The organism is Pseudomonas sp. P4_C3, from assembly GCF_056402075.1.
The window spans coordinates 1-11191 of sequence record NZ_JBFUIC010000146.1; the positions used below are offsets into that span (position 1 = coordinate 1).

The following is an 11191-nucleotide window of genomic DNA, read 5'->3' on the forward strand; positions in this document are numbered from 1 at the left end:
CCCATCGACCGCCTGCAAGTGATCGAGCAGCTGACCAATGGCACGCGCCACCGGGTCGGGCATGTCTTCGCTGAGGCCGTAGGCATCAAAACCGATCTTCTCGGCCATGGCCTTGCGCTTGGCGTCCTGCTCGACATCGGACTTGACGATGATCCGCCCCGGAATACCCACCACAGTGGCACCCGGCGGCACTTCCTTGGTCACTACAGCATTGGAACCCACCTTGGCCCCGGCACCGACAGTGAACGGGCCGAGCACCTTCGCGCCCGCCCCGACAACTACGCCATCACCCAAGGTCGGGTGACGCTTACCCTTGTTCCAGCTGGTGCCGCCCAGGGTTACGCCCTGGTAAATAGTGACATCATCGCCGATCTCGGCGGTTTCACCGATAACGATGCCCATGCCATGGTCAATGAAGAAGCGACGCCCCACCTTGGCCCCCGGATGGATCTCGATCCCGGTCAACCAGCGACCGAAGTTCGACACCAGCCGCGCCAGCCATTTCAGGTCCGCGCGCCACAGCATCGCCGACAAACGGTGAATCCAGATGGCGTGCATGCCGGGGTAGCAGGTCAGGACTTCAAAAGCGTTACGCGCMGCCGGGTCWCGRTGGAAWACRCTCTGGATATCTTCACGCAAACGCTCGAACATCATTAATCCTTCCGCTTAAGGAGCTCGCCACGGGCCGCTTTCTGGGTTTCCGTGAGGATGCCACGCAAAATATTCATTTCCGCCCGGCTGACCGAGCTGCGTCCGTACAACCGGCGCAGGCGCGCCATCAAGTGCCGTGGCTTTTCCGGATCGAGGAATTCGATGGCCACCAGGGTCTGCTCCAGGTGCTCATAGAATCGTTCCAGCTCGTCCATGGTCGCAAGCTCAGCGCTTTTGACCGAAGCCACTTCTTCCTTCTCGACCTTGCTCGGCTGACCTTGGGCCGCCAGCCAGGACATGCGCACTTCATAACCCAACACCTGCACCGCCGCCCCAAGGTTCAGCGAGCTGAACTCAGGGTCTGATGGGATGTGCACGTGATAATGACATCGCTGCAGCTCTTCGTTGGTCAGGCCGGAGTCTTCACGACCGAACACCAGGGCAATCTCCGCACCCTGCCCGGCTTCCTCGACCACCTTCGTTCCGCATTCGCGGGGGTCGAGCAACGGCCAGGGAATACGCCGATCGCGGGCACTGGTACCCAGCACCAGGTTGCAGCCGACCAAGGCATCTTCCAAGGTGGCGACGACTTGCGCGTTTTCAAGGATGTCCCCGGCACCGGAGGCACGGGCATCGGCCTCGTGATGCGGGAACACACGAGGCTCGACCAGCACCAGCCGCGACAGCCCCATGTTCTTCATGGCACGCGCAGCCCCGCCGATATTGCCCGGATGGCTGGTATTGACCAGGACGACACGAATGTTTTGCAGCAAGGGAGGCGCTCTCGAACACGATAATCGGGAGCGGAATCTTACAGCGCTGGCTACCGTTAAGCCATGAAAGCGAACGTCGTCCTTCTCCTGTAGAAACTTTCTGATAGAATGCCCGGCTTTCTTTAACAACCTTAGGTGACACATCCATGCAGCCCATGCTGAATATCGCGCTGCGCGCCGCCCGCAGCGCCAGTGAATTGATCTTCCGCTCCATCGAGCGCCTGGATACCATCAAGGTCGACGAAAAAGACGCCAAGGATTACGTATCCGAGGTGGATCGCGCTGCCGAACAGAAAATCATCGATGCACTGCGCAAGGCCTACCCGAATCACTCGATCATGGGTGAAGAAACCGGCATGCACGCCGGCACCGGCATCGAAGGCGAAGAGTACCTGTGGATCATCGATCCGCTGGACGGCACCACCAACTTCCTGCGCGGCATTCCTCACTTCGCTGTCAGCATCGCCTGCAAATACCGCGGTCGTCTTGAGCACGCTGTTGTTCTGGACCCGGTTCGCCAGGAAGAATTCACCGCCAGCCGTGGTCGCGGCGCTCAACTGAACGGTCGTCGCCTGCGCGTCAGCGGTCGCACCAGCCTGGACGGCGCCCTGCTGGGTACCGGCTTCCCGTTCCGTGACGACCAGATGGACAACCTCGACAACTACCTGGGCATGTTCCGCGCGCTGGTTGGCCAGACTGCCGGCATCCGCCGCGCAGGTTCGGCTAGCCTGGACCTGGCCTACGTGGCCGCCGGCCGTTTCGACGCCTTCTGGGAGTCGGGCCTGTCCGAGTGGGACATGGCTGCGGGCGCCCTGCTGATCCAGGAAGCCGGCGGTTTGGTGAGTGACTTCACCGGCGGTCACGACTTCCTTGAGAAAGGCCACGTCGTTGCCGGCAACACCAAATGCTTCAAGGCAGTATTGACGGCGATCCAGCCGCACCTGCCAGCCTCGCTGAAGCGCTAAGCTTCCCGCGACAGAAAAGCACCTTTCGGGGTGCTTTTTTTATGCCTGGAATTTGCCCTTCAAAACACCACAAACCCCTGTGGGAGCGAGCTTGCTCGCGATAGCGATGTATCAGTCACCTCATATGCTGAATGTGACACCGTCATCGCGAGCAAGCTCGCTCCCACAGGGGATTGGGGGTGATGCTTAAATCGCGAGCACAAAAAAAGCACCCCGCAGGGTGCTTCTTTTTTATCCAGCGTCAGCAGATCACTGAGCCGCCTGATTCTCCGACAAGATCAGCTTGCCTTCCTTATCCACCGGAATCTGGTTGCCTGGATCACGATCCATGCGCACCTTGCCTTCCTTGCCGTCCAGCGAATACCGCACGTCGTAACCTACAACCTTGTCACTGATGTCGTTAACCGTGTTACAGCGGGTCTGGGTCGTGGTGTAGGTGTCACGCTCTTGCATGCCTTCCTGCACCTTGTTGCCGGCGTAACCGCCACCGACAGCACCCGCGACCGTGGCGATCTTCTTACCGGTGCCGCCACCGATCTGGTTACCCAGCAAACCACCTGCCAATGCACCGACCACCGTACCGGCGATCTGATGTTGATCTTTCACCGGCGCCTGCCGGGTGACCGCTACATCCTTGCATACTTCACGTGGAGTCTTGATTTGTGTCTTGACCGGCTCAACGGCGAGTACTTGTGCGTACTCCGGGCCGCTTTTAACCAGGCTGTAGGTGGCCACAGCACCCCCGGCAGTTACACCGACAGCACCCAGTACAGCACCAACCAGCATCGACTTGTTCACATGAACCTCCTGGACCATCACATGCGGAACATGTCCGCGCTTCTCCCAGCCTTGGAGCACAAAAAAAGGCGCGAGTTCAACTCGCGCCTTTTTTGGACTACATCGCTTAAAGACTTTGCCTTCAAGGACGGTCGTCGACTTCCTTCTCGGTGTTGGCCGGAGGAATCAGATCCTCAGTGCTCAGGTTCAGCCAGATCAGCACCACGTTCGCGATGTAGATCGACGAGTAAGTACCCGCCAGAACACCGATGAACAGGGCGATGGAGAAGCCGAACAGGTTGTCGCCGCCGAAGAACAGCAGGGCCGCGATCGCCAGCAAGGTGGAGATCGAAGTCGCCATGGTCCGCAGCAGGGTTTGCGTGGTCGAGATGTTGATGTTCTCGATCAGGCTGGCCTTGCGCAGTACACGGAAGTTCTCACGAACCCGGTCGAATACCACGATGGTGTCGTTGAGCGAGTAACCGATGATCGCCAGTACCGCCGCCAGCACCGTCAGGTCGAAGGTGATCTGGAAGAACGACAGGATACCGACGGTCACGATCACGTCGTGGATCAAGGACACGATCGCACCGACCGCAAACTTCCACTGAAAGCGGAACGCCAGGTAGATCAGGATACCGCCCAGCGCCATCAGCATGCCGAGGCCGCCCTGGTCGCGCAGCTCTTCACCCACCTGCGGGCCGACGAACTCGACACGCTTGACCGTCGCCGGGTTCTCGCCACCCACCTTCTGCAAGGCTTCGGCGACCTGGTGACCCAGTTGCGGGTCTTCACCAGGCATGCGCACCAGCAAATCGGTGGTCGCACCGAAGTTCTGCACGATGGCTTCGTGATAACCCGCGGTCACCAGCTGCTCACGCACCTTGGTGACATCGGCCGGACGCTCGTAGGTCAGCTCGATGAGCGTACCGCCGGTGAAATCCAGCCCCCAGTTCATGCCCTTGTGGAAGACACTGAACATTGCCAGTGCGGTAAGGAACAATGTGACGCCGAACGCAAAGTTGCGAACGCCCATGAAGTTGATTGTACGTAACATGGCAGCCCCTTAAATCCACAACTTCTTGAAGTCACGACCGCCGAAGATCAGGTTGACCATCGCGCGGGTCACCATGATGGCCGTGAACATCGAGGTAAAGATCCCGAGGGACATGGTCACTGCGAAGCCCTTGACCGGGCCGGTGCCCATGGCAAAGAGGATGCCGCCGACCAGCAAGGTGGTCAGGTTGGCGTCGAGAATCGCGGTGAATGCCCGGCCGAAGCCTTCGTTGATTGCGCGCTGCACGGTCATGCCGGCGGCGATCTCTTCACGAATCCGCGAGAAGATCAGCACGTTGGCGTCGACCGCCATGCCCATGGTCAACACGATACCGGCGATACCCGGCAGGGTCAGCGTTGCACCCAGCAGCGACATCAGGGCCAGCAGCATCACCATGTTCACCGCCAGAGCGACGGTGGCGATCAGGCCGAAGAAGCGGTAGATGGCCATGATGAACAGCGAGACGAACAGCATGCCCCACAGCGATGCATCGATACCCTTGGTGATGTTGTCGGCACCCAGGCTTGGGCCGATGGTACGTTCTTCAGCGAAGTACATCGGTGCAGCCAGACCACCGGCACGCAGCAGCAGCGCCAGTTCGGACGACTCACCCTGGCCATTCAGGCCAGTGATGCGGAACTGAGCACCCAGCGGCGACTGGATGGTCGCCAGGCTGATGATCTTCTTCTCTTCCTTGAAGGTCTGAACCGGCACGTCTTTCTCGACGCCGTTGACCATCTGCTTGGTGTAGGTGGTGATCGGACGCTGCTCGATGAAGATCACCGCCATGCTGCGGCCGACGTTCGAACGGGTCGCACGGCTCATCAGCTCGCCGCCGTGACCATCCAGACGAATGTTCACTTCCGGTGTGCCATGCTCGCCGAAGCCAGCCTTGGCGTCAGTCACCTGGTCACCGGTGATGATCAGGCCACGCTCGATCAGCGCAGGAGGACGCTTGCCTTCACGGAACTCGAATTCCTCGGAAGTGGCTTTCGAAGCACCCGGCTCAGCAGCCAGACGGAACTCGAGGTTGGCCGTCTTGCCGAGGATACGCTTGGCTTCGGCAGTGTCCTGCACGCCCGGCAGCTCAACCACGATGCGGTTGGCGCCCTGACGCTGAACGATCGGTTCAGCAACACCCAGCTCGTTGACGCGGTTACGTACCGTGGTCAAGTTCTGCTTGATGGAGTATTCGCGGATTTCCGCCAGCTTGGCCGGGGTCATCGCCAGACGCAGCACCGCCTGACCATTGAGGTCGGCCGGAACAATGTCGAAATCGTTGAAGTTCTTGCGGATGATCGAACGGGCCTGCTCGCGGCTGTCTTCATCAGCGAAGCCCAGCTGGATAGCACCGCCCAGTTGCGGCAGGCTGCGATAGCGCAGCTTCTCTTTACGCAGCAGGCTCTTGACGTCGCCTTCGTAGACTTTCAGGCGCGCGTCGAGGGCTTTCTCCATGTCCACTTCCAGCAGGAAGTGCACACCACCGGACAAGTCCAGACCCAGCTTCATCGGGTGCGCAGCGAGGTTGCGCAGCCATTGCGGGGTGGTTTGTGCCAGGTTCAGTGCAACGACGTAGTCATCACCCAATGCCTTGCGCACGACGTCCTTGGCTGGCAGCTGGTCTTCAGCCTTGGTCAGGCGAATCAGGCCGCCCTTGCCGTTGGCAGCCAGGGTGGCAGCCTTGACGTTGATCCCGGATTCCTTGAGCGCAGCGCTCACACGGTCCAGATCAGCCTGATTGACTTGCAGTGCAGTGCTTGCACCGCTGACCTGAATGGCCGGGTCATCAGGATAAAGATTGGGAGCGGAATAAATCAGACCGACCGCCAGCACCGCCAGGATCAGAATGTATTTCCACAGAGGATATTTGTTCAGCATCACGCCGCCCGTTTATGACGCGGGGCGCCTTGCGCGCCCCGTCGATTGAATATGAAGTTGAAACTTAGATCGCTTTGAGCGTGCCTTTTGGCAGCGTGGCGGCAATGGCGCCTTTCTGGAACTTCATTTCGACGGTGTCGGAAACTTCCAGAACGACGAAATCGTCGGCCACTTTAGTGATCTTGCCGGCGATGCCGCCGGTGGTCACAACTTCGTCGCCCTTTTGCAGGCTGCTCAGCAGGTTCTTCTGCTCTTTGGCGCGCTTGGCCTGTGGACGCCAGATCATCAGGTAGAAGATGACCAGGAAACCGACCAGGAAAATCCACTCGAAACCGCCACCCATTGGGCCCGCAGCAGGTGCAGCGGCGTCAGCCATGGCATTAGAGATAAAAAAGCTCATTTAGCACTCCAGTTGCAAATGTTGAATCTTGGGGTCAGAAAACTCAGTCCAAAGGCGGCACGGGAAGCCCGCGTTTGGCGTAGAAGGCATCGACAAAGGCGGCCAATGTACCCTGTTGAATAGCCTCGCGCAAACCAGCCATAAGCACTTGATAATGGCGCAAGTTATGGATGGTATTGAGCATGCTTCCCAGCATTTCGCCGCACTTGTCCAGGTGATGCAGATAAGCGCGGGAGAAGTTCTGGCAGGTATAGCAATCGCAGGTCGGATCGAGCGGCGAATCATCATGGCGATGGAACGCGTTACGGATCTTCAGCACGCCGGTATCGATGAACAGATGCCCGTTGCGGGCATTACGGGTTGGCATCACGCAATCGAACATGTCCACACCGCGGCGCACACCCTCAACCAAGTCTTCCGGTTTGCCAACGCCCATAAGGTAACGAGGTTTGTCAGCCGGCATCATGCCCGGCAGGTAATCCAGCACCTTGATCATTTCGTGCTTGGGCTCGCCCACCGACAGGCCGCCGATGGCCAGGCCGTCGAAGCCGATCTTGTCGAGGCCTTCCAGGGAGCGCATGCGCAGGTCCTGGTGCATGCCGCCCTGAACGATGCCGAACAGCGCCGCCGTATTCTCGCCATGGGCTTCTTTCGAACGCTTGGCCCAACGCAGGGACAACTCCATGGAGATGCGGGCAACGTCTTCGTCAGCCGGGTACGGCGTGCATTCGTCGAAAATCATCACGATGTCGGAGCCCAGGTCACGCTGCACCTGCATCGACTCTTCCGGGCCCATGAACACCTTGGCGCCGTCGACCGGGGAAGCGAAGGTCACGCCCTCCTCCTTGATCTTGCGCATGGCGCCCAGGCTGAACACCTGGAAACCGCCGGAGTCGGTCAGAATCGGGCCTTTCCACTGCATGAAATCGTGCAGGTCGCCGTGCTTCTTGATCACTTCGGTGCCTGGGCGCAGCCACAGGTGGAAGGTGTTGCCCAGAATGATTTCAGCGCCAGTCGCCTCGATATCCCGTGGCAGCATGCCCTTGACCGTACCGTAGGTGCCCACCGGCATGAAGGCCGGGGTCTCGACGGTACCGCGCGGGAAGGTCAAACGACCGCGACGAGCCTTGCCATCAGTGGCCAGCAGCTCGAAAGACATACGACAGGTGCGACTCATACTGTTTCCTCGGGGCCCGATTCTTTAGGGGCAGTCGGCGCAGGATTACGCGTGATGAACATCGCATCACCGTAGCTGAAAAAGCGGTAACCGTTGTCCACGGCAGCCTTATAGGCAGCCATGGTTTCGGGATAACCGGCGAACGCCGAAACCAGCATCAACAGCGTGGATTCGGGCAAATGGAAGTTGGTGACCAGGGCATCGACCACATGAAACGGCCGGCCCGGGTAGATGAAAATGTCGGTGTCGCCACTGAACGGCTTGAGCACGCCATCGCGGGCGGCGCTTTCCAGGGAACGCACACTGGTGGTCCCCACGGCCACCACGCGACCACCGCGAGCGCGGCAGGCGGCAACGGCATCGACCACGTCCTGGCCGACTTCCAGCCATTCGCTGTGCATGTGGTGGTCTTCGAGCTTCTCGACCCGCACCGGTTGGAAAGTGCCGGCACCGACGTGCAAGGTCACGAACGCAGTCTCGACGCCCTTGGCGGCAATCGCCTCCATCAGCACCTGATCGAAATGCAGCCCCGCCGTCGGCGCCGCCACCGCACCCAAACGCTCGGCGTAGACGGTCTGGTAACGCTCGCGATCGGCGCCTTCATCCGGGCGGTCTATATAAGGAGGCAGCGGCATGTGCCCGACACGGTCGAGCAGCGGCAACACCTCCTCAGTGAACTTAAGCTCGAACAACGCATCGTGCCGCGCCAGCATCTCGGCCTCGCCACCGCCGTCGATGAGGATCTTCGACCCAGGCTTGGGCGACTTGCTGGAACGCACATGGGCCAGCACGCGATGACTGTCGAGCACCCGCTCCACCAGGATTTCCAGCTTGCCGCCGGAAGCCTTCTGGCCAAACAGCCGCGCCGGAATCACCCGGGTATTGTTGAACACCATCAAGTCGCCGGGGCGCAAATGCTCCAGCAAATCAGTGAATTGACGGTGTGCCAGGGCGCCGCTGACCCCATCCAGGGTCAACAGGCGACTATTGCGCCGCTCGGCCAGCGGATGGCGGGCGATCAGCGAATCAGGGAGCTCGAAGGTAAAGTCAGCAACGCGCATGATGGGGTGTCGTCTAGCAGGGCCGGGAAGTCTAGCGGAAATATCAAAAATTCTCCATGTACCTGATTGACCAGCGGTTATCTCATCTCTATACTTCGCCGCCATTGAGCCCTGATGGCGGAATTGGTAGACGCGGCGGATTCAAAATCCGTTTTCGAAAGGAGTGGGAGTTCGAGTCTCCCTCGGGGCACCAAAATTAAGAAAGGTCTTGCTTTGCAAGGCCTTTTTTTTCGCCCGCAAAAAAGCACCTGACACCCCACCGACAACGCCCTAACAACGCACTGACCTGTAGGAGCTGCCGAAGGCTGCGATCCTTTGATCCTGCTTTTCAACGCCACAACCCGAACCCGCTCGGCTAACGAATCAAGGATTCACACAATGGAATTGCCACTGGAAACCGTTGCCCTTTTCGGCCTCAAGCTGGCCTATGAGACTGAAGGTGAAAGTCCGATTTTGCGGGATGATCCGATCATGAGTGATTACGAGCGGGAGGTATTTGGCTTGCTGGTGCGCCGGGGTGATGTCGAGGGTATTCAGTTTAGAGTGGCACACTGTGTAGGTTTGGCGCTGGACGCTATAGGTGGTGTTGACACATTGCTAGGGCGTGAGCTGCATCGGTTGTCAGCTGATTTCAGCAATGCGCGGACGTTGGAGCAGCTTGAAGCGCCGCTCATTGCGCTTAGGGATTACTTGAAAGTTATTCAGTGAGTAATGAGGCTGCCCGAAGAGGGGAACATCTCATCCATGGACCGCACCTGGCCGACGAGTGTTGACGAGAACAGATCTGTCAAATCCTCAAGGCGTCACTGCCAAAAGTCGCTACTGTGTGAGCGTTACCACCGCAGTAGCGACTAGCACCCTCACTGGTTAGTCGGAGGCTTTATCCGCCACCAGGGCTTTGGGATTGCTACTCCCCCAAACGGTAGCAAGGTCCACCAGCAATGTTCCGCTGAGTTCTTCAAGTTCACTCTGGGCGATCTCACTGTCGCCTTGTTTACCGAAGAGCACCACTTGATCGCCAGCGCGCGCAGCAGGGATATCTGTCACGTCCACCATGAGTGTATTCATGGAGACCTTCCCTACCACTGGAGCACGCTGCCCATCTATAAGGACAACGCCTTTATTGGTAAACGCTCGACGATAGCCATCAGAATAGCCCACTGGAATATTCGCAAGCTTTGAATCACGACTCAGTGTCACTGTTCGGTCATACCCCACTGTATTGCCTTTAGGGTATTGATTAACAGACGCCACGTATGACTTGACCTGCATGACCGGTTTGTACTCGGCATGCGAAGGTTCCATCATCCCATACAAGGCGCCTCCGGCACGTACCATGTCCAAATGCGACTCTGGCACTTCTAACGTCGCGTAAGAGTTCGCCGCATGAAGAGTGATTTTACTTCTATCAATTCCGGCGGCCTTTATCAGCCAAGCCGTTTGCTCATTGAAAGCCTTGAGCCCTTGCCGAACATCATCCTTATCCTGCACCGCGAAGTGAGTCATGATTCCGACCAGCTCCAGAGGAGCCAAACGATTGATCGCCAAGGCTTCTTGCCGACCGTGTTCAGTGCTCATTTCCAGGCCGTTGCGACTCATACCACCTGCGTTCAACGCCAAGTGAACCTTCAGGCGACCCCCATGCTTTTCAGCAATAGCGGCCGTTTCTCGAGCATAATCGAGGCTACTGACTAACTCCTCTATCTTGTACGGCAATGCTCCTTCCACCTCGGCCAACGTCGCTGTACGCACTCGGACAAGTTCCCCCTTGAATCCACTTTCACGTACAACTCGAGCCTCTTCATTGCTGGCAACGCCTACGCAGGGTACTTCCATTTTCATGACAGACGGCATCAATAACGCGACACCATGACCATAGGCATCCGCCTTGAGGATGGCACAAAGCCGTGATTTATTCGTCAAGGTGTTCTGGAGCGTACGAATATTGTTTTCAAACGCCGCCTGGTTAATTTCAACCCATGCATTACTGGTTACCACGGCCCGTTCAGACTGACCATTATCCAAAGAAAGCAGCGGCGCAGCCTGAACATACCCCTGCCCTATAATCAGACCTAAAGAAAGAGCAATAACAGTCCGAGTGAAAGGCATACAATACATCTCCTGATACAGAACGTTGTTGATGACAACTAACGATTTGACGACATACATGACTCTGCGCAAGCCACTACCCGACTAAGGAAATGGCCTGACTTTATGGGCGGCAGGAAACACCACTGATAGCGACAAAAGCAAACTCAGTACATGGCGAACAACATTATTGAAACGTTATCCCTGGAGTAACCCTTCCGGTGAAATTTTTGATAACTCGCGAAATCACTGGGAAGGTATATATTAAATTTTTATATAAATTTATAGGTGACACTTTCTAACCCCACTTTAACTTGGGGCGCTGGCAGGGTGATATCCAGGGATATATCAAGCAGTTATATCC

11 protein-coding genes and 1 tRNA gene are annotated in these 11191 nt (G+C 57.9%); 3 read left to right on the top strand and 9 right to left on the bottom strand.

Annotated features, from left to right (window positions below; translation table 11 throughout):
- Positions 1-651 (bottom strand): serine O-acetyltransferase (gene cysE, locus AC1DVH_RS20095; protein ID WP_477755276.1); only part of this gene is annotated, 651 nt, incomplete at its 3' end.
- Between the two features lie 2 nt (positions 652-653).
- Positions 654-1424 (bottom strand): tRNA (cytosine(32)/uridine(32)-2'-O)-methyltransferase TrmJ, encoded by a 771-nt coding sequence (gene trmJ, locus AC1DVH_RS20100; RefSeq protein WP_008053257.1) that lies wholly within the window; start codon positions 1422-1424, stop codon positions 654-656.
- A gap of 146 nt (positions 1425-1570) precedes the next feature.
- Between trmJ and suhB the strand changes: the two genes are divergently transcribed.
- Positions 1571-2389: a type III secretion system regulator SuhB gene (gene suhB, locus AC1DVH_RS20105; RefSeq protein ID WP_007982736.1), complete on the top strand. Its 819-nt coding sequence runs from the start codon at positions 1571-1573 to the stop codon at positions 2387-2389.
- Positions 2390-2638: 249 nt separating this feature from the next.
- Here the strand turns inward: suhB and AC1DVH_RS20110 are convergent, their stop codons facing one another.
- The 6 genes from AC1DVH_RS20110 to queA all read right to left on the bottom strand — a co-directional run bounded on the left by AC1DVH_RS20110 (position 2639) and on the right by queA (position 8739).
- The gene (locus AC1DVH_RS20110) at positions 2639-3187 is read right to left on the bottom strand and encodes a glycine zipper 2TM domain-containing protein (RefSeq protein ID WP_150728289.1); all 549 of its coding nucleotides are present in this window, start codon (positions 3185-3187) and stop codon (positions 2639-2641) included.
- A gap of 121 nt (positions 3188-3308) precedes the next feature.
- Positions 3309-4223, bottom strand: a complete 915-nt coding sequence (secF, locus tag AC1DVH_RS20115; RefSeq protein ID WP_477755277.1) for a protein translocase subunit SecF — start codon at positions 4221-4223, stop codon at positions 3309-3311.
- A gap of 9 nt (positions 4224-4232) precedes the next feature.
- A complete protein-coding gene (secD, locus tag AC1DVH_RS20120; protein WP_477755278.1) occupies positions 4233-6101 on the bottom strand; it encodes a protein translocase subunit SecD in 1869 nt (622 codons plus the stop codon).
- Positions 6102-6165: 64 nt separating this feature from the next.
- The gene (yajC, locus tag AC1DVH_RS20125) at positions 6166-6501 is read right to left on the bottom strand and encodes a preprotein translocase subunit YajC (RefSeq protein WP_007982729.1); all 336 of its coding nucleotides are present in this window, start codon (positions 6499-6501) and stop codon (positions 6166-6168) included.
- Positions 6502-6544: 43 nt separating this feature from the next.
- Positions 6545-7660, bottom strand: a complete 1116-nt coding sequence (tgt, locus tag AC1DVH_RS20130; RefSeq protein WP_162488928.1) for a tRNA guanosine(34) transglycosylase Tgt — start codon at positions 7658-7660, stop codon at positions 6545-6547.
- 14 nt (positions 7661-7674) lie between these two features.
- Positions 7675-8739 carry a tRNA preQ1(34) S-adenosylmethionine ribosyltransferase-isomerase QueA gene (gene queA / locus AC1DVH_RS20135; RefSeq protein ID WP_477755279.1) on the bottom strand — a complete coding sequence of 355 codons (1065 nt, stop codon included), beginning with the start codon at positions 8737-8739 and terminating at the stop codon, positions 7675-7677.
- Positions 8740-8847: 108 nt separating this feature from the next.
- On the opposite strand from queA, the gene AC1DVH_RS20140 reads away from it, so the two are divergent.
- Both AC1DVH_RS20140 and AC1DVH_RS20145 read left to right on the top strand, forming a co-directional pair.
- Positions 8848-8932, top strand: a tRNA-Leu gene (locus tag AC1DVH_RS20140).
- Between the two features lie 185 nt (positions 8933-9117).
- Entirely contained in the window at positions 9118-9447 is a 330-nt protein-coding gene (locus AC1DVH_RS20145; protein WP_477755280.1) for a hypothetical protein, read from the top strand.
- Positions 9448-9606: 159 nt separating this feature from the next.
- On the opposite strand, the gene alr is transcribed toward AC1DVH_RS20145, so the two are convergent.
- On the bottom strand, positions 9607-10848 hold the full coding sequence (gene alr, locus AC1DVH_RS20150) for an alanine racemase (RefSeq protein WP_477755281.1): 1242 nt from the start codon (positions 10846-10848) through the stop codon (positions 9607-9609).
- Between the last annotated feature and the right edge of the window lie 343 nt (positions 10849-11191).

Excerpts from the sequence above, each read along its gene's own strand:
- alr (WP_477755281.1), bottom strand. The coding sequence starts at position 10,848 with ATGCCTTTCACTCGGACTGTTATTGCTCTTTCTTTAGGTCTGATTATA.
- suhB (WP_007982736.1), top strand. The coding sequence starts at position 1,571 with ATGCAGCCCATGCTGAATATCGCGCTGCGCGCCGCCCGCAGCGCCAGT.
- AC1DVH_RS20145 (WP_477755280.1), top strand. The coding sequence starts at position 9,118 with ATGGAATTGCCACTGGAAACCGTTGCCCTTTTCGGCCTCAAGCTGGCC.
- secF (WP_477755277.1), bottom strand. The coding sequence starts at position 4,223 with ATGTTACGTACAATCAACTTCATGGGCGTTCGCAACTTTGCGTTCGGC.
- queA (WP_477755279.1), bottom strand. The coding sequence starts at position 8,739 with ATGCGCGTTGCTGACTTTACCTTCGAGCTCCCTGATTCGCTGATCGCC.
- secD (WP_477755278.1), bottom strand. The coding sequence starts at position 6,101 with ATGCTGAACAAATATCCTCTGTGGAAATACATTCTGATCCTGGCGGTG.
- tgt (WP_162488928.1), bottom strand. The coding sequence starts at position 7,660 with ATGTCTTTCGAGCTGCTGGCCACTGATGGCAAGGCTCGTCGCGGTCGT.
- yajC (WP_007982729.1), bottom strand. The coding sequence starts at position 6,501 with ATGAGCTTTTTTATCTCTAATGCCATGGCTGACGCCGCTGCACCTGCT.